We start from the raw sequence: 20,918 nt of genomic DNA, 5'->3' as shown, positions 1-20,918 counted from the left end.
CATGGCGCACAAGTTCGAGATCTACAAGGACAAGGCCGGCGAGTTTCGCGTCCGCTTCAAGTACAACAGCGAAGTGATGTTCTCCACGGAAGGCTATTCCAGCAAGGCCAGCGCGCAGAACGCCATCGATTCGATCAAGAAGAACGGCCCCGGCGCGCCCGTCGAGGACAACACGACCGCGCAGGCCTGACCGGTCCCATTCCTTGCGAAGGCCCGCCGGTTCCGCCGGCGGGCCTTCCGCATGTCAGAAGGTCGGCGGGGTGCAGGCGCTGATGACCTCGCAGGGCACCGGGCCGACGCAGCGGAAGCGGTGCGGGCGGCGGCTTTCGAAATAATAGGCGTCCCCCGGGCCGAGGATGCGCCGCTCGTCGTCCACCGTCACCTCCAGCCGGCCGGAGAGCACGATGCCGCCCTCCTCGCCATCGTGCACCAGCAGCACCTTGCCCGTGTCGGCACCCGGCTGGTAGCACTCCTTGAGGATTTGCAGGCTGCGGCCGAAGGTGTTCTCGCCGATCTGGCGGAACGAGATCGGACCCTTGCCGATCTCCACAAGCTCGTCCGCCCGGTAGAAGGCCTTTTTCGGGCGCTCCGGCTCGAAGGCGAAGAATTCCGCAAGACCGATCGGGATGCCGTCGAGGATGCGCTTCAGCGCGCCGACCGACGGGTTGGAGGCGTTCGATTCGATCAGCGAGATCGTCGAATTGGTGACGCCGGCGCGCTTGGCAAGTTCCCGCTGGGAGAGATTATGGGCCATGCGCAGATGGCGCAGCCTGCCCCCGATATCGACCGACATGGCCATTTCCTGTTCTAGATGTTCGAAATATCGAAAACCGGCTTCTCCGTATCCTTTATTTTCAATCAGTTGACGTCAAGAAGAAAAGGACTTGTTCGGCATCGCAAATCATGGCGTCAATCCCGCCAGCCAGAGGAGATCTGCCATGAACGCTCACAACAAGCCCAATGCACCGGTGCTCGACAGCTACTGGATGCCCTTTACCGCCAACCGCCAGTTCAAGGCCGCGCCGCGCCTGCTCGCCGCCGCCGAAGGCATGTATTACACCAGCGCGGACGGCCGCCAGGTGCTCGACGGCACCGCGGGCCTGTGGTGCGTCAATGCCGGCCACGGCCGCCGGCAGATCGCCGCGGCGGTCGAGCGCCAGCTCACCGAGATGGATTTCGCGCCCTCCTTCCAGATGGGCCATGCGGTCGCCTTCGATTTCGCCGAGCGGCTGGCCGAGATCGCCCCCGGCCCCGACGGCGCCAAGCTCGACCGCGTCTTCTACACCGGCTCCGGCTCGGAATCGGTCGATACCGCGCTGAAGATCGCCATTGCCTACCAGCGCGCCATCGGCCAGGGCACGCGCACGCGCCTTATCGGCCGCGAGCGCGGCTATCACGGCGTCGGCTTCGGCGGCATTTCGGTCGGCGGCATTCTCAACAACCGCCGCGTCTTCCCGCAGCTTCCCGGCTCCGACCACCTGCGCCACACCCATGACCTTGCGAAGAACGCCTATGTGAAGGGCCAGCCGGAGCACGGCGCCGAGCTTGCCGACGACCTGGAGCGGCTGGTGGCGCTGCACGGCGCGGAAACCATCGCCGCCTGCATCGTCGAGCCGGTCGCCGGCTCCACCGGCGTGCTGATCCCGCCGAAGGGCTATCTCGAAAAGCTGCGCGCGACCTGCGACAGGCACGGCATCCTGCTGATCTTCGACGAGGTCATCACCGGCTTCGGGCGCCTCGGCGCGGCCTTCGCCACCGACTATTTCGGCGTGACGCCCGACATCGTGACCACCGCCAAGGGCCTCACCAACGGCGCCATCCCGATGGGCGCGGTCTTCGCCAGCCGCAAGGTGCACGACGCACTGATGCACGGGCCGGAAAACGCCATCGAGCTCTTCCACGGCTACACCTATTCCGGCCATCCGGTGGCCTGCGCCGCCGGCATCGCGACGCTCGACATCTACCGCGACGAAGGCCTCTTCACCCGCGGCGCGGCGCTGCAGGACGACTGGCATGCCGCGATGCATTCGCTGAAGGGCCTGCCGCACATCATCGACATCCGCACGATCGGCCTCATCGCCGGCATCGAGCTTGCCCCGCGCGACGGCGCACCGGGCGCGCGGGCCTATGACGTCTTCGTCGATTGCTTCGAGAAGGGCCTCCTGATCCGCGTCACCGGCGACATCATCGCCTTCTCGCCGCCGCTGATCGCCGAGAAGAAGCATTTCGAGGATATCGTCTCGATCCTCGGCGACGCGCTGAAGCGCGCCGCCTGAATTCGGGCCTTGCCGGAAGCGGCTTGGCACTGCACATCGCGGAAAACGCTGTTATATCTGGGCCCGTATCCATACGGGCCCAGTTTCATGTCAGCATCCGCCAAGACCGAACCGAAACTCATCTTCCGTCTCCAGTTCGAGCCGGAGGGCAGGATCGGGCGCGGCAAGATCCAGCTTCTCGCGTATATCCGGGAGACCGGCTCGATCTCGGCCGGCGGGCGGGCGATGGACATGTCCTATCGCCGGGCCTGGCTGCTGGTCGACGAGATGAACCGGCTGTTCCGCACGCCGGTAGTGGAATCGCAGCGCGGCGGCAAACAGGGCGGCGGCGCCGTCGTGACGCCCTTCGGCGAGGCGCTGATCGCCCACTACCATGCCATGGAAGGAAAGGCGCGCGCGGCGCTGGCCGAGGATATCGGCTGGATCGTCGAAAACCTTGCCGATTGAGACCTATTCCAGCGCCACCGTCTTGATGACGGCATGCACCGGCAGGCCCGGTGCAAGGCCGAGGCGCTCGACGGAAAGCGCGGTGATGCGGGCGCGCACGACATCGCCGCCGCAGGCGATGCGCAGGCTCGCCATGCCCTCGCCGTCGGGCTCGATCGCCTCGACGGCGCCTTCCAGGATGTTGAGCGCGCTGAGGCCTTCCGGGCGCACCGTCGCGATCATGACGTCGCGGGCGGGGATGCGCAGCCGCACCGTTTCGCCCGGCGAGACGGCCGCATCCGGCACGAGGATCGTCGCGCCGCCCACAAGGCGGATGTTGGCGAGGCCGTGCGCGGCATCGCGCGCCTCGACGCGGCCGGCAAGGACGCTGCCGGCCTCGCGGCGTTCGGCGGCGGAGGAGAGGCGCGGGCCACCCAGCACGTCCGATGCCGCGCCGATCGCCTCGATGCGCCCGTCCGCCATCAGCACGACCCGGTCGGCAAGGCGCGCGACCTCGGCCACCGAATGGCTGACATAGACGATGGGAATGCCGACCTCGTCGCGCAGGCGCTCCAGATAGGGCAGGATCTCCGCCTTGCGCTCCTCGTCGAGCGCGGCGAGCGGCTCGTCCATCAGCAGCAGGCGCGGCGAGGCGAGCAGCGCGCGGCCGATGGCGACACGCTGCTTCTCGCCGCCGGAAAGGTTGGCCGGCTGGCGATCGAGCAGGCCGGCAATGCCGAGCAGGTCGACCACGCGGTCCGGATTTTCCGTGCGCGCGCCCTTCGGCGAGAACCAGCGGCCGTAGTTGAGGTTCTGCCGCACGGTGAGGTGCGGGAAGAGGCGGGCTTCCTGGAAGACATAGCCGAAGCGCCGCCGGTGGGCCGGCACGAAGACGCGGCGGGCGGTATCGACCAGCACCTCGTCGCCGAGCAGGACGCGGCCTTCCGCCGGGCGCGTCAGGCCGGCGATGATGCGGACCAGCGAGGTCTTTCCCGAGCCGGACCGGCCGAACAGGGCGGTGACCCCCCTATCCGAGGTGAAGGCGGCCTCCAGCGAAAAATCGCCGAGCCGGTGGCGGGCTTCGACGACAAGGCTCATTCGAGATGCACCTTGCGGCCGAGGCGCTGGGCGAGCACCTCGGAGGCGATGAGCGCGACCATGGAGATGGCGATGGCGACGAGGGTGAGGCGCATCGCACCGGCATCGCCGCCCGGCACCTGGGTGAAGGTGTAGATGGCGGCCGACAGCGTCTGCGTCTCGCCGGGAATGTTGGAGACGAAGGTGATGGTGGCGCCGAACTCGCCCATCGCCTTGGCGAAGGCGAGGATCATGCCGGCGAGCACGCCGGGCATGATGAGCGGCAGGGTGACGGTGAGGAAGACCCAGACGGGGCTTGCGCCAAGCGTACCGGCCGCCTCCTCCAGCTTGCGGTCGACGGCCTCGATGGAGAGGCGGATCGAGCGCACCATCAGCGGAAAGCCCATGACGCCGCAGGCGAGCGCCGCGCCGGTCCAGCGGAAGGAGAGCACGATGCCGAACCATTCATCCAGCACCGAACCGATGGGGCCGCGCCGGCCGAACAGGATGAGCAGCAGGAAGCCGGTGACGACGGGCGGCAGGATCAGCGGCAGGTGCACGAGGCCGTTCAGCAGCGACTTGCCCCAGAAGCGGCCCCGCGCCAGCGCCAGTGCGGCGAGGATGCCGAGCGGCAGGCTGACGAGGACCGCGACCGCCGAGACCCGAAGGCTGAGCCGGATCGCCGTCCATTCCTCGTTGCTCAAGGCAAGCCAGTCCACGCGTGTTCCTTTGAAAGGCGAAAACCCCGGGGCATCGAGACCGGGGCTGACAAGCCCGATGACCTCTCTTTCGTCATGGTCGGGCTTGACCCGACCATCCACGCCACATGCGCCACCGTCATCCTCGGGTCAAGCCTGAGGATGACGGCGCGGGTGGGAGAGGCTTACCTTACTTCAGGATGGTGAAGCCCTGCTCGGTGAAGAAGGGCGCGGCCTTGTCGGATTTCAGGAAGTCGAGATAGGCGGCAGACGCGGCGCTCTCAGATTCCGTGAGGATGGCGGCCGGGTAGATGATCGGCGGATGGCTGTCTTCCGGGAAGGTGCCGACGACGGCGACGCCCGGATCGGCCGCGGCATCCGTCTGGTAGACGATGCCGTAGGGCGCCTCGCCGCGCGAGACGAGGGCGAGCGCGGCGCGCACGCTCTCGGCACCGGCGACCTTGCCTTCGACCGAGGACCAGACGCCGAGCTTTTCGAGCGCCGCCTTGCCGTACTTGCCGGCCGGCACGCTGTCGACCGCGCCCATGGCGAGCTTGCCGTCACCGACAAGGCCGGCGAGGTCGAAACCGTCCTTGATCTCGACGGTGGAGGCCTTGTCCTTCGGCGCGACCAGCACGATGCGGTTGCCGAGAAGGTTGGAGCGGGTGTCGTCCTTGATCAGCTTCTTCTCGGCGACATAGTCCATCCAGGCAAGGTCGGCCGAGATGAAGAGATCGGCGGGAGCGGCCGCCTCGATCTGCTTGGCGAGCGCCGAGCTTGCGGCATAGGAGACCGTCGTCTCGTTGCCGGTTTCCTTCGACCAGGCGGCATTCGCCGCATCGAGCGCGTTCTTCAGGCTTGCGGCGGCAAAGACGGTGACCTTCTCGGCGGCCACCGCCGGCAGGGCGAGCGGCAGCGACGCGAAGGCGGCGACGACGAGTTTCAGAAGCAGACGACGGTTCATTCCTGTTCTCCCTTTTCCTGCCTGAAGGCAGCGTGATATCCTCTTGAATATATCGGCACTTGCGGCTTTGCCAGCGCTATATTTTCAAAAATACAGGGAAACAGACGATGGCCATTCGCGTGGAATGAGCGGGGCGGTGACGCCGGGCCGAACGCGGCCCTGAAACGACCGGTACCCACACAGATCCTGGGGAAAACGGCGGCGCCCCAAAAGGCGCTTGCAGACCGGCAGAGCGGGGTATCGATGATCCTAGAACAGCGCGTCGTCGAAGAGGTCCTCGTCGCTTTGCGCAGCCACAGCTGTCGGAGGCGCCTCCAGGACTGTGCCGAAGACGCGGGCATGCACCTCGCGCTCGGAGACCATCGTATAGGTACGCGCGATCCGGCTGCCGACGTCGGCCATCGCCTCCTCAAGGCCCGACATATCCGGCAGGTCGCGGCCGACGAGTTCGCCCGCGCTGGCGGAGCAATCGGCCAGCACGTCGCCGAGCTCGGCGTTGAAATCGAGGTCGGCGACCGTCCGGCCCGCCTTGGCGGAGACATCCGTGCCGCAGGCGCGTAGGGCCGCCATGTCCTCCTCCATGCGGTCGCCCGCCCGGCGGATATGCTCCAGCGCCTCGGCAAGATGCGCATCGAGCGAACCGCCGGCGGCGGTGCCCGCCTCGCGCAGCTTGCCGGCATCCTCTTCGAGCGACTGCAGGGCGATAAGGATACGCTCCGCCGTCTCGTCGAGCTGGCTGGAGAACAGGCGCAGTTCCGCCGTCACCACATTGATCGCCCGCCCCTCTTCGCCGAGCTTGCTGCAGCGCAGGTTGGTGTTGAGCGCCATGTAATGGATGTCGGTGCGCACGAGCTGGATCGTCTTCACGCCCTTCAGGAGACCCTGCACGGTCTCGACGGTGCTTGCACCCAGGACGTTGGCCTTGTCGGCCGCCTGCTCGATATCGCAGACGACGGCACGGGCGGCGGCGATGTCGGCCTCCAGGGTTCGCATGGCGCGGTCGGCGGAGCGGCCGTCGGCGGCGTCCATGTCACCGTAGAGCGCCATCAGGCCATCGATATCGGCCCCGAAGCTGCGGATCGTGCCGACCACCGTCCTGCATTCACGTGCGAAATCGCGGGTGGTCTCGACGAGCTGGCCGTGCACGAGATGACGGACCAGCGCCGTCAGGCGGCCGGCGGCCTCCACGTCGAGCGTTCCGGCCGCAAGATACTCGTTGAGGAAGGTGAAGGCGGACTGGCAATGCTCGATGCGCTGGCGGGTGATGTCGCCGATCTGCATGGCCGACAGCGTCGTGGCGACCTTGCCCTGCACGCCGCGCGCCGCCGCACCCACCTTGGCGGCAAGCTGCGAGAGGTGGCGGCGCTGCGCCGTCAGGTCCGCGGCATTGCGCGAGAGATTGCCCGCAATGTCGGGCACGGAACGGCGGAAGCGCTCCAGCGCCTCCCCGCCCCCGGCCGAGGCGGTGCCGATGACGGCACCGAGCGTGCCGATCTTCGCGCCGAGCGCATTGACCTCGCCGGTGCCGAACTGGATGCGCTCGAGGATTTCTTCCGCAAAGCCGGCGAAATCGGGAATGGCGGCGCCGGTGATCTTGGCGGTCGTGGCGAAGGTGCGCAGGTAGCGCAGCGTCTCCTGCATGTCGGCGATATGGGCGCCGAGCGTTTTTTCCGTGACGGCGACATGGGCAAGACGCTGCTGGCGCTGCTCCTCGATGCCGGGCAGCGCGGTCAGCTGATCGACGGTGGCGACGAGCCGGCCGATCGTCGCCTCCGCCACCTCGTCGCCGAGCGAGCCGGAAAGGTTCTCCAGCGAGGCGACCAGCCGGTTGAGCACGTCCAGCACCGAAAGCAGTACGACGCCGCCATCGAGGAACCGCTGCTCGATGCGGGAACGGGCCCCTTCGAGGCGGGAGACAAGCTCCACCTCCGCCGTCTGCCGCTCCACGCGCACTGCGCCCGCTATTCCTGACACGCCATACCCCATCTGCAAGAACCCGTAACCCAACCCTAGGGCCAACAATGTAACGCGCAGTAAATTCGCTCTTCCTCATGTAATGAAATTCCGCAAAACCAGGGCGATTCCGGCGCCACCACCCGTGGCTGCAGACATCCCTAGAATTAGGGATTTATAAATAATATCACTTATATCTAATTATATAAATTAATGTTTGCATACAATCGCTTAGTCCTATTCCCTGTCGCAGGGTGAGGCAGTGTATCGACGGTGGCCGAACTACCGGTGGATGAAATTAGCAACCGCGCTTTACTCTTCATTAAGCGTGACTGGCGATTCTGGCGCGGGAAATACTCTCTCTCGAAACGATTATCGAGGCCTCCATGTCGTCGACCCTGTCCGGTGACGCGTCGTTAACCTTACCTGCGACGCTCACCATCAAGACTATATTGTCCGTTCAAGAGTTGATCTTGGATTTTCTGAACAAGAATCCTGCCATTGTACTGGATATCGACGAGGCGGCGCAGGTCGACCTCAGCTTTGTCCAGCTTGTCACGGCAGCCCGCAAACAGGCCGAGGCCAGGGCCGGGCGCGTTCTACTTGCCCGGCCCGCCTCCGGCGACCTTTACGACGTGCTGGAACGCGGCGGCTTTCTCGACGGGATGACACCCGACGCCGCGCATTTCTGGCTGCACCAGGAGAAGAATTGATGACCGCGAAGATCTTGACCGTCGACGATTCCGCCAGCATCCGGCTGACGACGCGCGTCACCCTCAGCAATGCCGGCTACAGCGTGACCGAGGCGGTCGACGGCCTCGACGGCCTCAACAAGCTGAAGGGCGGCGAATACGACCTCGTCGTCACCGACCTCAACATGCCGAACATGGACGGCCTGACGATGATCCGCGAGCTGCGCAAGCTGCCCGCCCATACCGGCGTTCCGGTCATCTTCCTCACCACCGAATCCGACGGCGAACTGAAGGCGCAGGCGAAAGCCGCCGGCGCCACCGGCTGGCTGACAAAGCCGTTCGATCCGGAAAGCCTCGTCAAGATCGCCAGGAAGGTCCTCGGAAAATGACGAACCCGGACCCGATCTCCGTCTTCCGGACAGAAGCGGCCGAACTGCTGGAGCAGATCGAGTCCGGCCTCCTCGACCTCACCCGCAGCCTCGACGACCGCGACCGGATCGATGCGGTCTTCCGGGGCCTGCACACATTGAAGGGGTCGGGCGCGATGTTCGGCTTCGACGCGCTCGCCGCCTTCACCCACCATTGCGAGACCGCCTTCGACCGGGTGCGCAAGGGCGACGTGCCCGCCACGCACGAACTGGTCTCGGCGGTTCTTTCCGCGCAGGACCACATGCGTGCGCTGCTCGAAACGCCGAACGGCGACCATGACGCGATGAGCGCCGCGCTGCTCGACGGCCTGCACCGGGCGGTCAACGGCGCGGGCTCTCCTGTCCCGGCCGCCGTTGCGGCTGCGCCGGTTGCCGAGGCGGCCGGCGGCCTCAGCGAATGGCGCATCCGCTTCAGCCTGCCGGTGAATGCCATGGCGAACGGCACCAATCCGCTCGGCCTGCTCGACGAGATGCGCGACCTCGGCGAATGCCGGATCGTCGCCGATACGGCGAAGGTGCCGGAGCTTTCCGCGCTGGAGCCGCGCGACATCCATATCAGCTGGGACGTGACGCTGAAGACCGAGCGGCCGCGCGCCGATATCGAGGACGTCTTCATCTTCGTCATGGACGACATGGAGCTCGAAATCACCGAGGTCGCCGTCGAACGACCCGCCGCCGAAGCGAAGCCCGCCGAGACACCGATCGCCAGGGCCGTGGTCGTTGCCGAGCGGGACGCCCCGGCGGCGCAGGCGGCCAATGATTCCAAACAGGCGAAATCCGCGGAGAACGTGCGCGTGCCGGCCGAACGGCTCGACGAGATGATGGACCGCGTCGGCGAGCTCGTCATCGCCCAGTCGCGCCTCACCCAACTCGCCGGCACGGCGGCCGATCTCGGCCTGCGCTCGGTCTCCGAAGAAATCGAACGTCTCTCGGGCGAGCTGCGCGACACGATGATGGTGCTGCGCATGATGCCGGTCGCGAGCCTCTTCAGCCGTTTCCGCCGCCTCGTGCACGATCTATCGCGCGAGACCGGCAAGGAGATCGAGCTCATCACCGAGGGCGAGAGCACGGAGGTCGACAAGACGGTCATCGACCGGCTCGCCGATCCGCTCGTGCATCTCGTGCGCAATTCCATCGATCATGGCCTCGAAAAGCCGGAAGAGCGCATCGCCGCCGGCAAGGATGCGAAGGGCCGGGTCATCCTCTCGGCGCATCAGACGGGCGGCGAGGTGATCATCACCATCAAGGACGACGGGCGCGGCATCAACCGCGAGCGGGTGCGCGCCAAGGCGGAAGCGTCGGGCATCATCCAGCCGGGCGCGACGCTCTCCGACCAGGACCTGCTCCAGCTGATCTTCCAGCCGGGTTTCTCGACCGCCCAGGCGGTGACGAACCTGTCCGGCCGCGGCGTCGGCATGGACGTGGTCAAGAAGACGGTGGAGGCGCTGCGCGGCACGATCGACATTGCCAGCAAGCCGGGCGAAGGCTCGGTCGTGGCGCTGCGCATCCCGCTGACCCTCGCCATCATCGAGGGCCTGCTCGTACGCGTCGGCCAGGGCTGCTACGTCATCCCGCTCTCGGCGGTGGAAGAGTGCCTGGAACTCTCGCTCGAAGACGACCTGCGCTCGCGGGGGCGCAGCTTCATCTCGCTGCGCGACAGCCTGGTGCCGTTCCTGCGCCTGCGCGAACTGTTCCGCACCGGCACGCCGCCCGACCCGTACCAGAAGGTCGTCGTCATCTCGACGGGATCGGAACGCGTCGGCCTCGTCGTCGACCAGATCATCGGCGACCACCAGACGGTCATCAAATCCATGTCCAAGCTGCACCATGACGTCGATACGTTCTCCGGCGCGACCATCCTCGGCGATGGCAGCGTCGCGCTGATCCTCGACGTCACCCATCTGGTCGCGGCCGGACAGCAGCAGGAGGCGCAATTGCGGGCGGCAGGATGAGCGAAGCGGCACGAAAACGCGACTACGACGCGATCTGGGGCGCGGAGGAGGACCTCTCCGTTCTCACCTTCAACCTCAACGGCGAGACCTTCGCGATAGAGGCGATCGTCGTGCAGGAAATCCTCGACCTTCTGCCGGAGACCCGTGTGCCCGGCAGCAAGCCCTTCGTTTCCAGCGTCATCAACTTCCGCGGCAAGGTGATCCCGCTCGCCGATATCCGCCTCGCCTTCGGCATGGACGCGACGGAAACCACCATCGACAGCCGCATCGTCGTCATCGAGCTCGACCTCGGCGACGAGCCGACCCTGATCGGCATCCGCACCGACAAGGTCAACGAAGTCACCACGCTTCCCAAGGTCGCCAGCGAACCGCCGCCCAGCGTCGGCATGCGCTGGCGCGCCGACTATATCAGCTGCCTCGTCAAGCGGGGCGGCGAGTTCATCATCGTCCCGAACCTCACCGCGATCTTTTCCTCCCGGAAAGAGCGCGCGGCGCAAGCGCCGAATTAGGCCATCTGGAGAGACCCATGCGCTTTACCATCAAACTGAAACTGTTCTTGGCCTTCGGCTTCATCATGGCCATGCTGGCGGGCACCGCTGGCTATGGCATCGTGAGCCTGGGCGGCCTCAATGCGACGCTCGGCGACGTGCTCACCGGGCCGGCCACGCGGCTGCGCCTTGCCCAGGAACTGAACGTCCTGCAGCTCCAGCAGATCCGCCAACAGAAAAACATGCTCTCGGCGACCAGCAATGCCGAGACCAACAAATATATCGCGCTGAGCGACAAGGCCCGCGCGGATTTCGACGCGGCCTTCGAGCAGGTGCTGGCGAAAGCAACGGAACAGGGCAAGGTCCTCTGGTCCAAGCTCCAGGGCCTCTCCACCGAATTCCGCCGCGAGGACGACCGGGTCCGCAGCCTGATGCTCGCCGGCGACAGCGCCGGGGCACTGCGCGTTTCCACGGCGGATGCCCGCACGGTGACGAACGAGATCGACGCCCTGCTCGATGAGGTGGTCACGCTCGAACAGACCCGCCTTCAGGAAGCGGACGACAATGCCGAAGCGCAATATGCCGACACGCGCACGATCATGATCGCCGCCGCCTCCATTGCCTTCCTGATCGCCGGCCTCGCCGCCGTCTGGATCGTGCTGTCGATCAACCGCGGCATTTCCCGCGCCGTCGGCGTGGTGCAGAATGTTGCCGACGGCGACCTCACCCGCTTTGCCGACATCACCACCAGGGACGAGATCGGCGACCTGCTCGGCCACGTCAACACGATGATCGAGCGCCTGCGCGGCGTCGTCGCGGACGCCCTTTCGGCCTCCGACAACGTCTCCTCCGGCAGCCAGGAACTGTCTGCCAGCTCCGAAACCCTCTCGCAGGGCGCGACGGAACAGGCGTCTTCCGCCGAAGAGGCCTCCGCCTCGATGGAGGAGATGGCCTCCAACATCAAGCAGAACGCCGACAACGCCGCCCAGACGGAAAAGATCGCCCGCCAGTCTTCCAAGGATGCGGAAGCCTCCGGCCAGGCCGTCGGCCGCGCCGTCACCGCGATGCGCACCATTGCGGAGAAGATCTCCATCGTGCAGGAAATCGCCCGCCAGACCGACCTTCTCGCCCTCAACGCCGCCGTCGAGGCTGCGCGTGCCGGCGAGCACGGCAAGGGCTTTGCCGTCGTCGCCTCGGAAGTGCGCAAGCTCGCCGAGCGCAGCCAGGCGGCCGCGGCCGAAATCAGCGCGCTCTCGGGCGAAACGGTCTCCGTCGCCACGGAAGCCGGCGAGATGCTGAATCGGCTGGTGCCCGATATCCGCAAGACCGCCGAACTGGTCTCGGAGATCTCCGCCGCCTGCCGCGAGCAGGACATCGGCGCCTCGCAGATCAACGAGGCGATCCAGCAGCTCGACAAGGTGACCCAGCAGAATGCCGGCGCCTCGGAGGAAATGTCGGCGACCTCGGAAGAGCTGGCCGCCCAGGCGGAAGAGCTCCAGGCTTCCATCGCCTTCTTCCGCGTCGAGAATTCGGCCCGCAAGGAACCGAACCATGCCGAGAAGCTGCGCGCGACCGCGGCGAAGATGGCCGCTCCCGTCACCGCCAAGCGTCCGGCCGCTTCCCCGGCCTACCGCCCGGCCCCGACGGCAACCAAGGCGACTCGCAACGGTAACGGCTTTGCCCTCGACATGTCGATGGGCGGTCCGGATGCCGACGACGCGGACTTCCGCGAAAGCGCCTGAACGAAGGATCGCGGTGCATCCGGCAACGGATGCGCCGCCCAATCGGCCCGGCGCGTGTAGGCGCCGGCGAAAGGGTCGCCTGCGGCCCGCGAAAGGGTGAGTGTATCGGTCTTCTCGCATGACGGGCCCCGGCTTCCGGCGCCCCGCCCAAACGGCATCTGCTACCAAAGGAGCCCCAAGATGCGCGCAACCATCAAACTGAAGCTGGCGGCCGCCTTCGGTGTCATCATCCTGATGATGGCCGGCACGTCCGTTTACGCCATTCTGAGCCTGTCCTCGCTGAACCAGGCGATCTCAGACCTGATCGCCGGTCCCGCCGCACGCCTCGAGGCCGCACAGAACCTCGCCAGTTACCAGCTCCGCCTGGCGCGGGCGCAGATGAACCTCGCGACCGCCACCAATCCCCGCGACATCGCCGCCGCTGTCGAGGCCGGCGACCGCTATCGCAAGGGCTTCGAGGAAACCCTCGACACGCTGGTCGGGCTGTCGACCGATCCGGCCGCCCTCCAGCAATGGCAGGCCATCGGCGACAGGGAAAAGCAGCTCATCCGCATCGACGACCAGGTCCGCGCGCTCGCCGGCGCCGGCAATTCGGCCGAGGCGATCCGCCTTGCGACGACCGAGAGCCGCCGCCTGATGGACGCGATCGAAGAGACGATCGACGCCCGCATCGAAAACAACAAGGCGCTGCTGGTGACGGCGGAAGAGGACGCCGACGCGCAATATGCCCATACGCGCAACCTGATCGTGACGATCGCCGGCGCCGCGCTGCTGCTCGCCATCGGCGCCGCCGTCTGGCTCGCGCTCGGCATCAACAGCGGCCTGAAGAAGATCAAGACTGTCGCGGAGGCCGTCGCGGTTGGCGATCTCGACCAGACGGTCGAGATCAAGACGAACGACGAGATCAAGGACCTGGTCGACACGATCAACGTGATGACGGGCAACCTGCGCAAAACGGCCGCCATCGCCGACCAGATCGCCAATGGCGACCTGACCGTGACGCCAAAACCGCTCTCCGGCAAGGACACGCTCGGCCTGTCGCTGGAAAGCATGGTGGAGCGCCTGCGCGGCGTCGTCGCCGATGCGCTTTCGGCCGCCGACAATGTCTCCTCCGGCAGCCAGGAACTGTCGGCAAGCTCGGAACAGCTGTCGCAGGGCGCGACGGAACAGGCCTCCTCCGCCGAAGAGGCCTCCGCCTCGATGGAGGAGATGGCCTCCAACATCAAGCAGAACGCCGACAACGCCGCCCAGACGGAAAAGATCGCCCGCCAGTCCGCCAAGGATGCCGAGTCGTCGGGCGAGGCCGTCGGCCGCGCGGTCGGCGCCATGCGCACCATCGCGGAGAAAATCTCCATCGTACAGGAAATCGCCCGCCAGACCGACCTTCTCGCCCTCAACGCCGCCGTCGAAGCGGCCCGTGCCGGCGAGCATGGCAAGGGCTTTGCCGTCGTCGCCTCGGAAGTGCGCAAGCTCGCCGAGCGCAGCCAGGCGGCCGCCGCCGAGATCAGCACGCTGTCCGGCCAGACCGTCTCCGTCGCGACGGAAGCCGGCGAGATGCTGAACCGGCTGGTGCCCGATATCCGCAAGACCGCGGAACTGGTCTCGGAGATTTCCGCCGCCTGCCGCGAGCAGGATATCGGCGCCGCGCAGATCAACGAGGCGATCCAGCAGCTCGACAAGGTGACCCAGCAGAATGCCGGCGCCTCGGAGGAAATGTCCGGCACCTCGGAAGAGCTTGCCGCCCAGGCCGAGGAATTGCAGACCTCGATCGCCTTCTTCCGCGTCGATCGTGCGTCGAGTGCCCCGGTCGTCCAGCAGCGCCGCCCGGCACCGGTCTCGCGCCCGGTCGTCAAGGCGGCCGCCGCGCCGCTTCGCAAGTCCGACAACAGCGTCAACGGCCAGCAGGCCCGCGCCCGCGGCTTTGCCCTCGACATGTCGATGGGCGGCCCGGATGCGGACGACGCCGATTTCAGGGAAAGCGCTTGATCATGGCCGGTCCGTCCTCCGAATCCCAGTTCGTCACCTTCAGCCTCGACAACGAGGTCTTTGCGGTGCCCGTCTCGGTCGTCCGGGAAATCCTCGACCACGAGGATGCCTTCAAGATCCCGCACGGGCCGGAATACCTGCTCGGTCTCAGGGACGTGCGCGGCCAGGGTGTGCCGGTCATCGACCTGCGTCTTCGCCTCGGCATGACGAGGACCGAGAAGACGCCGCACACGCGCGCCCTGGTGCTCGACGTGCCGATCGGCGAGAAGACCCTCACCCTCGGCCTCGTCGCCGACCGGGTCTTCGAGGTTATCCCCTTCCGCGACGACGAAATCGAGGGCGCGCCCGATATCGGCGTGCGCTGGCCGTCCGACTACATTGCCGGCGTCGTGCGCCGCAACGGCGGCTTCGTCGTCATCGTCGACCTCGCGCGCCTGTTCTCCGGCGCCGAGGTGGCGATGATGGGCTCGGCGGGTCGCCTTGCCGCGACGGCATAGTTTCGGGAGGACCGGCGTGGGAGCTGCATTGCGGATACAAGGGGCGGAAGACGGGCTGAGCAGCCGGAACTTCGAGGCCCTGTCGCGCTACATCTACGACTATAGCGGCATCAAGATGCCGATCACGAAGCTGACGATGCTGGAGGGCCGGCTGCGCCGTCGCCTGCGGGCGACCGGTATTACCAGCTTCAACGACTATTGCGACTATCTCTTCAAGCATGGCGGCATCGAGAAGGAGGCGATCTTCCTCATCGACGCCGTGACGACGAACAAGACCGACTTCTTCCGCGAGCCGAAGCATTTCGACCACATGGCCGCGACCGGCCTGCCGGAAATGGTGGCGGCCGGCCACAAGCGGCTGCGGCTGTGGAGCGCCGCCTGCTCCATCGGCGCCGAGCCCTATACGATGGCGATGGTGATGCAGGATTTCGTCGATGCGAATTCCGGCCTCGACTACCGCATCCTCGCCACCGACCTTTCGACCGATGTGCTTGCCGCCGCCCGGCGCGGCGTCTATCCGCGCGACATGATCCAGCCCGTGCCGGCGGAGATGCAGCGCCGCTACGTCATGGTCTCGCGCGATGCCGGGCGCGGCGAGGTGCGCATCCATCCGCGCCTGCGCTCGACGATCGGCTTTGCCCGCATGAACCTCATGGACAGCGCCTACAGGGTGGGCGAGCCGATGCACATGATCTTCTGCCGCAACGTGCTGATCTATTTCGACAAGCCGACGCAGGCCAAGGTGCTGTCACGGCTCTGCGACTGCCTCGTGCCCGGCGGCTTCCTCTATGTGGGCCATTCCGAAACGGTGACCGGCATTTCGCTGCCGGTGCGCCAGGTCGCCAACACGGTTTTCAAGAAGATCTGATGGTCCCTCCCGGCAAGAAGATCCGCGTACTCATCATCGACGACTCGGCGAGCGTGCGCCAGGCGCTGACCCATGTCCTGGAGCAGGACCCGGAAATCGAGGTGATGGGCGCGGCCTCCGACCCCTTCATGGCGGCCAGGAAGATCCAGGAGGAAATCCCCGACGTCATCACGCTCGACGTGGAGATGCCGCGCATGGACGGCATCACCTTCCTGCGCAAGATCATGGCGCAGAAGCCCATCCCCGTCGTCATGTGCTCCTCGCTGACCGAGGAGGGCTCGGAGACGCTGATGCAGGCGCTGGAAGCCGGCGCCGTCGACATCATCCTGAAGCCGAAGATCGGCGCGGCCGACCATCTCGCCGAATCCGGCACCCGCATCCGCGAGGCCGTCAAGGGCGCCGCGGTCGCCCGCCTCGGCCAGAACCGGCGCACGGCGGCGGCAAGCGGGCCGACCGCAAAGCTCACCGCCGATGCCGTGTTGCCCCCGCCCTCCGGTCGCGCCATGGCCAAGACGACCGAGATGGTCGCCTGCATCGGCGCCTCGACCGGCGGCACGGAGGCGCTGCGCGTGCTGCTGGAACAGCTGCCGGCCAATTCGCCCGGCATCGTCATCGTGCAGCACATGCCGGAAAAGTTCACCGCGGCCTTCGCCAGGCGCCTCGACAGCCTGTGCGAGGTGGCGGTGAAGGAAGCCGTGCATGGCGATCCCGTCCTGCGCGGCCATGTGCTGATCGCGCCCGGCGACCGCCACATGATGCTGGAGCGGCAGGGTGCGCGCTACCATGTCGCCGTGCGCGAAGGCCCCCTCGTCTCGCGCCACCGGCCGTCCGTCGACGTGCTCTTCCGCTCCGCCGCCCGTTCGGCCGGGGCGAATGCCATGGGCGTCATCCTGACGGGCATGGGCGACGACGGCGCGCGCGGCATGAACGAGATGCACCAGGCCGGCGCCCATACGGTGGCGCAGGACGAGGCGAGCTCCGTCGTCTTCGGCATGCCGAAGGAGGCGATCGCCCATGGCGGCGTCGACAGGATCCTGCCGCTCGACCAGATCGCCCGCGAGATCCTCGCCGCCGACCGGCGGAGATGAAAACGCCACGGTTTTCGCGTGTTTTCACCGGCCATTAACCATGATCGGCGAGGATGACGCAGCACCATGCGAGGGTGCTTTGCGAGCGATGACCGGCTCAAGAACCGCTCCGGGGAGCCCCATGCCCGTCATCACCTTCGCCAACACCAAGGGCGGCGCCGGCAAGACCACCGCCGTCTTGCTGCTTGCGACCGAGCTTGCCCGCCTCGGCTTCCGCGTCTCGGTGCTCGACGCCGACCCGCAGCACTGGATCACCCGCTGGCACGAGAATTCCGAGGGCGTGCTCGGCAACCGCCTTTGCGTGGTGCCCTATGTCACCATGGGCACGATCGACCGGCAGCTGGCCGACGAAAAGGCGCGCGCCGATTTCGTGCTGATCGACCTGCCGGGTTCGCGCAGTTCGCTGCTCGCCAAGGCCATCGGCCACTCCGACTACGTGCTCATCCCCGTGCAGGGTTCCGCCATGGACGCACAGGGCGGCGCGAATGTCATCGAACTCCTGCAATATCTGGAAGACAAGGCCGATATCCGCATCCGCCATTCCGTCGTGCTCACCCGCGTCAACTCCATGGTGACGACGCGCGCCATGCATGCGGTCAAGGACCTGCTCGCCGCCCGCCGCGTGCACCTCCTGCAGACGCCGATCATCGAACGCTCGGCGTTCCGCGATATCTTCGGCTGCGGCGGCACGCTCTATACGATGGACGGCCGGCGCGTCAGCAATCTGGACAAGGCGCAGGAGAATGCGAGGGCGCTTGCGCTGGAAGTGCTCCAGCAGATCCCAGCAGCCCTGCGCCCGACCGGGGCGGAGAGGCTGAGCAACGTCGCCTGAGGCTTTGCTCTTTCTTGCAGGGGCCGCGGATCGCGCGGCCTTTTTCATAAGGAAGAAAACAGGGGTCCAGAAATGGAAAAACCTGCCGCGGGAGGAGGTGCGGCAGGCTTTCCGATAGAACCGAATGGCGACTGGGAGGAGGAGTGCCGCCATTCCCGCAGTCGGCCCTGGGAGGAGGAGTGGGCCTTCTGCAATTATCGAAGCTTCGTGGGAGGAGGTACGTTGCTTCGATAAGTATGACTATAGCTGATTCTTGATTATTTGATAGGCATCGTTTTGCAAGGCAGCTATGCGTTATGCGCGTAGCGTATGTCTCAATATCGCCAGGCCGCCGGCTCGCGCCGGATTCTCTTCGCACATGCAAAAACACCCGCCGGAGGCGGGTGTCTTCGAATTCTGCCGGTTGGCGGCGTGTCGCTCAGAAGCCGACGGCCGCGCGCGCGACGGCCTTGATCTCCGAACGCTCGATGCCGAGATCGCGCAGTTCGCGGGCGGTCATGCGGTCGAGTTCGTTGACGGTCTGACGGTACTTGCGCCAATTGCTGAAGGAACGTGCCATGTTCATGATGATCCCCTTTCCGGAGGCTCTCTGTTCGGCACCGGTCCGTGGCGCCGCGTCTTTCGATGACCGTCTTATAGGCTTATGTTGCAATGCGGAACAGCGCTAAGCTGGCACATCACCCATGCAAACGGCGCATGGGTCTGGTCATCTTCTGTTAAGGTTGCATGCGGCTCAGAGGGCGAATGCGAGGCTGTTTTCTGCAAAAAATACGATTTTTTGGCGTGAGCCACGGCAAAACCGGCCGAAAGAGGCCCATTTCGCTGTCCGGGGCGTCGAAAATGCCTATCCTTGCCATTCCCGGTCCTTTGCAAATCTCCACAGCAAAAGCGCTTCGCACTTTTGCCGGACTTGCTCTAAGAAGGCGTCCCGCGGCAGCGCCGCCCTTTCGATGACGGAACGACATGAGCGACAATCTGCAGGGTCAAGAACGGGGCGACGTGCTCGCCCATGTCTCCGGCAACCTGCGCCGCCTTCGCCAGGCGGCCGGGCTCAGCCAGGCGGCGCTGGCGCAGGCCTCCGGCATCAGCCGGCGCATGATCGTGGCGGTCGAGGGGGGCGACGCCAATATCAGCCTGTCGAGCCTCGACAAGCTGGCCGCCGCCATGGGCGTGCGCTTCGTCGATCTCGTGCGCGATCCGGCCCGCGCACCCTCGGCGGAGATCAACGAGGTGACCTGGCGGGGAAGCGATGCGCAAAGCACCGCCGTGCTGCTCGGCACGACGCCGGCGACGGCGGAGGCGCAGATGTGGCTCTGGTCGCTCGGCCCCGGCGAGCGCTATGCGGCCGAACCCGACCCGACCGGCTGGCACGAAATGCTGTTCGTGACCGAGGGCACGCTGCGGCTCGAGCTTTCGGGCGTCGCCAGGGATTTCGCCGCGGGCAGCTTCACCATCTATGCGACCGACCAGGCCTATGCCTATGCCAATCCCGGCACCGTGCCCGTGCGCTTCGTGCGCAACGTGATCTCCTGACCCTCAGCCCGCCGCCAGCATCCAGGCCATGCCGGCGAGCGCCGAAAGCGCGAGCGTCAGCAGCACCGAGGCCCCGAGACGGAACAGGGCGTAGGCCGCGGCTGCGGCGAGCAGGGCCGACGGCAGGATGAGCGTCGACGGATCGGGCAGTTCGAGGCGCAGCGGGCCTGCGGCGAGAACCCTGACCTCCCCGAACAGCGTGTGCAAGGCGAACCAGACCGCCAGGTTGAGGATGACGCCGACCACGGCGGCGGTGATCGCCGACAGGGCGCCGGACAGCGCCGCATTGCCGCGCAGTTTTTCGATGAAGGGCGCGCCGAGGAAGATCCAGAGGAAGCAGGGCACGAAGGTGACCCAGGTGGTGAGGGTCGCTGCGAGCGTCGCCGCCACCAGGGGATTGAGGCTGCCGGGATCGCGATAGGCGGCGAGGAAGCCGACGAATTGCAGCACCATGATGAGCGGCCCCGGCGTCGTCTCGGCCATGCCGAGGCCGTCGAGCATTTCGCCGGGCCGCAGCCAGCCATAGTGCTGAACGGCCTCCTGCGCGACATAGGCAAGCGCCGCATAGGCGCCGCCGAAGGTGGCGACCGCCATCTTGCTGAAGAAGATGCCGACCTGCGCGAAGACATCGTTGCCGCCGGCGAAGAACCAGATCGCCGCAACGGGGCCGAGCCAGAGACAGAGCAGCGCCGCCGAGATCTTCAGCGACCAGCCGGGATGGGGCCGCGCATGGGCGGGCGTCGCCTCGCCGAGCAGCGAATCCTCGTCCCGCAAAACCTGCGCACCCGACGCCGCATGGCCGCCTGCCGTGCGGAAGAGGCGGGAGCCGGATCGCGAACCGAGATAGCCGACAATGGCGGCGACAAGAACGATGAGCGGAAACGGCACCTTGAAGGCGAAGATGGCGACGAAGGCGCCGGCGGCCAGAAGGATCATCGCCGGATTGACGAGCGCGCGGCGGCCGATGCGGAACACCGCCTGCACGACGACGGCGAGCACCGCCGCCTTGAGGCCGAAGAACAGGCCCTCGACCACGCCGGCATCGCCGAAGAGGACGTAGACATAGCTGAGTGCGAGGATCGACAGGAAGCCGGGCAGGATGAAGAGCAGGCCCGCGAGAAGGCCGCCCGCCGTGCGGTGCATCAGCCAGCCGATATAGACGGCGAGCTGCTGGGCCTCCGGTCCCGGCAGGAGCATGCAGTAGTTCAGCGCGTGGAGGAAGCGCTTCTCGCCGATCCAGCGTTTCTCGTCGACGACGATGCGGTGCATCACGGCGATCTGCCCGGCGGGGCCGCCGAAGCTGAGCGCGGCCACGCGCGCCCAGACGCGGAGCGCCTCGCCGAGGGGGACGCCGTGCCCTTCGGTGCCGGGCGAATGGGGCGGCGGTGCCGCATGATCGTTCATCGGATGTCCTTCCC

At 66.5% G+C, this 20,918-nt stretch carries 21 protein-coding genes; 14 read left to right on the top strand and 7 right to left on the bottom strand.

Annotation, left to right across the window (positions count from 1 at the left end; translation table 11 throughout):
* Position 1: 1 nt before the first annotated feature.
* Positions 2-190, top strand: a complete 189-nt coding sequence (locus AABF56_RS00550) for a YegP family protein (RefSeq protein ID WP_244767963.1) — start codon at positions 2-4, stop codon at positions 188-190.
* Positions 191-244: 54 nt separating this feature from the next.
* Here AABF56_RS00550 and AABF56_RS00545 read toward each other — a convergent pair whose 3' ends face one another.
* On the bottom strand, positions 245-793 hold the full coding sequence (locus AABF56_RS00545) for a cupin domain-containing protein (RefSeq protein ID WP_064328967.1): 549 nt from the start codon (positions 791-793) through the stop codon (positions 245-247).
* Positions 794-938: 145 nt separating this feature from the next.
* Here AABF56_RS00545 and AABF56_RS00540 point away from each other — a divergent pair, with 145 nt between their 5' ends.
* Positions 939-2,276, top strand: coding sequence for an aspartate aminotransferase family protein (locus tag AABF56_RS00540; RefSeq protein WP_272804548.1), 1,338 nt, complete (start codon positions 939-941; stop codon positions 2,274-2,276).
* A gap of 87 nt (positions 2,277-2,363) precedes the next feature.
* Positions 2,364-2,723 carry a winged helix-turn-helix domain-containing protein gene (locus AABF56_RS00535; protein WP_272804547.1) on the top strand — a complete coding sequence of 120 codons (360 nt, stop codon included), beginning with the start codon at positions 2,364-2,366 and terminating at the stop codon, positions 2,721-2,723.
* A 3-nt stretch (positions 2,724-2,726) separates the two neighbouring features.
* Here AABF56_RS00535 and modC read toward each other — a convergent pair whose 3' ends face one another.
* The 4 genes from modC to AABF56_RS00515 all read right to left on the bottom strand — a co-directional run bounded on the left by modC (position 2,727) and on the right by AABF56_RS00515 (position 7,415).
* Positions 2,727-3,800: a molybdenum ABC transporter ATP-binding protein gene (modC, locus tag AABF56_RS00530; RefSeq protein ID WP_272804546.1), complete on the bottom strand. Its 1,074-nt coding sequence runs from the start codon at positions 3,798-3,800 to the stop codon at positions 2,727-2,729.
* Positions 3,797-4,498 (bottom strand): molybdate ABC transporter permease subunit, encoded by a 702-nt coding sequence (gene modB, locus AABF56_RS00525; RefSeq protein WP_272804545.1) that lies wholly within the window; start codon positions 4,496-4,498, stop codon positions 3,797-3,799. The genes modC and modB overlap by 4 nt, the downstream gene beginning before the upstream one ends.
* Positions 4,499-4,667: 169 nt before the next feature.
* Entirely contained in the window at positions 4,668-5,441 is a 774-nt protein-coding gene (modA, locus tag AABF56_RS00520) for a molybdate ABC transporter substrate-binding protein (protein ID WP_272804544.1), read from the bottom strand.
* Positions 5,442-5,690: 249 nt separating this feature from the next.
* On the bottom strand, positions 5,691-7,415 hold the full coding sequence (locus AABF56_RS00515; protein WP_272804543.1) for a chemotaxis protein: 1,725 nt from the start codon (positions 7,413-7,415) through the stop codon (positions 5,691-5,693).
* A 365-nt stretch (positions 7,416-7,780) separates the two neighbouring features.
* On the opposite strand from AABF56_RS00515, the gene AABF56_RS00510 reads away from it, so the two are divergent.
* The 10 genes from AABF56_RS00510 (at position 7,781) to AABF56_RS00465 (ending at position 17,967) form a co-directional block, all read left to right on the top strand.
* Positions 7,781-8,107 carry an STAS domain-containing protein gene (locus AABF56_RS00510; protein WP_272804542.1) on the top strand — a complete coding sequence of 109 codons (327 nt, stop codon included), beginning with the start codon at positions 7,781-7,783 and terminating at the stop codon, positions 8,105-8,107.
* Positions 8,107-8,475 carry a response regulator gene (locus AABF56_RS00505; protein ID WP_244767971.1) on the top strand — a complete coding sequence of 123 codons (369 nt, stop codon included), beginning with the start codon at positions 8,107-8,109 and terminating at the stop codon, positions 8,473-8,475. The genes AABF56_RS00510 and AABF56_RS00505 overlap by 1 nt, the downstream gene beginning before the upstream one ends.
* Complete coding sequence (locus AABF56_RS00500; protein ID WP_272804541.1) at positions 8,472-10,466, top strand: chemotaxis protein CheA; 1,995 nt, start codon at positions 8,472-8,474, stop codon at positions 10,464-10,466. The genes AABF56_RS00505 and AABF56_RS00500 overlap by 4 nt, the downstream gene beginning before the upstream one ends.
* Entirely contained in the window at positions 10,463-10,975 is a 513-nt protein-coding gene (locus AABF56_RS00495) for a chemotaxis protein CheW (RefSeq protein WP_272804540.1), read from the top strand. Before AABF56_RS00500 ends, AABF56_RS00495 begins: the two co-directional genes overlap by 4 nt.
* A gap of 17 nt (positions 10,976-10,992) precedes the next feature.
* Positions 10,993-12,696: a methyl-accepting chemotaxis protein gene (locus tag AABF56_RS00490; RefSeq protein ID WP_272804539.1), complete on the top strand. Its 1,704-nt coding sequence runs from the start codon at positions 10,993-10,995 to the stop codon at positions 12,694-12,696.
* A 180-nt stretch (positions 12,697-12,876) separates the two neighbouring features.
* Entirely contained in the window at positions 12,877-14,682 is a 1,806-nt protein-coding gene (locus AABF56_RS00485; RefSeq protein ID WP_272804538.1) for a methyl-accepting chemotaxis protein, read from the top strand.
* A gap of 2 nt (positions 14,683-14,684) precedes the next feature.
* Positions 14,685-15,179, top strand: a complete 495-nt coding sequence (locus tag AABF56_RS00480; RefSeq protein WP_244767976.1) for a chemotaxis protein CheW — start codon at positions 14,685-14,687, stop codon at positions 15,177-15,179.
* A 16-nt stretch (positions 15,180-15,195) separates the two neighbouring features.
* The gene (locus AABF56_RS00475; protein ID WP_272804537.1) at positions 15,196-16,047 is read left to right on the top strand and encodes a CheR family methyltransferase; all 852 of its coding nucleotides are present in this window, start codon (positions 15,196-15,198) and stop codon (positions 16,045-16,047) included.
* Positions 16,047-17,135 (top strand): protein-glutamate methylesterase/protein-glutamine glutaminase, encoded by a 1,089-nt coding sequence (locus AABF56_RS00470; protein WP_244767977.1) that lies wholly within the window; start codon positions 16,047-16,049, stop codon positions 17,133-17,135. Before AABF56_RS00475 ends, AABF56_RS00470 begins: the two co-directional genes overlap by 1 nt.
* Positions 17,136-17,256: 121 nt before the next feature.
* Positions 17,257-17,967 carry a ParA family protein gene (locus tag AABF56_RS00465; RefSeq protein ID WP_272804536.1) on the top strand — a complete coding sequence of 237 codons (711 nt, stop codon included), beginning with the start codon at positions 17,257-17,259 and terminating at the stop codon, positions 17,965-17,967.
* Between the two features lie 418 nt (positions 17,968-18,385).
* Here the strand turns inward: AABF56_RS00465 and AABF56_RS00460 are convergent, their stop codons facing one another.
* Positions 18,386-18,532, bottom strand: coding sequence for a DUF1127 domain-containing protein (locus AABF56_RS00460; protein ID WP_244767979.1), 147 nt, complete (start codon positions 18,530-18,532; stop codon positions 18,386-18,388).
* A gap of 398 nt (positions 18,533-18,930) precedes the next feature.
* Between AABF56_RS00460 and AABF56_RS00455 the strand changes: the two genes are divergently transcribed.
* Positions 18,931-19,500: a helix-turn-helix domain-containing protein gene (locus AABF56_RS00455; protein ID WP_272804535.1), complete on the top strand. Its 570-nt coding sequence runs from the start codon at positions 18,931-18,933 to the stop codon at positions 19,498-19,500.
* A 3-nt stretch (positions 19,501-19,503) separates the two neighbouring features.
* Here AABF56_RS00455 and chrA read toward each other — a convergent pair whose 3' ends face one another.
* Complete coding sequence (chrA, locus tag AABF56_RS00450) at positions 19,504-20,904, bottom strand: chromate efflux transporter (protein ID WP_272804534.1); 1,401 nt, start codon at positions 20,902-20,904, stop codon at positions 19,504-19,506.
* Positions 20,905-20,918 lie beyond the last annotated feature (14 nt).

This window comes from Shinella sp. WSC3-e, from assembly GCF_945994535.1.
Classification (GTDB): Bacteria; Pseudomonadota; Alphaproteobacteria; order Rhizobiales; family Rhizobiaceae; genus Shinella; species Shinella yambaruensis.
This window is presented reverse-complemented; position numbering and strand designations above follow the sequence as displayed.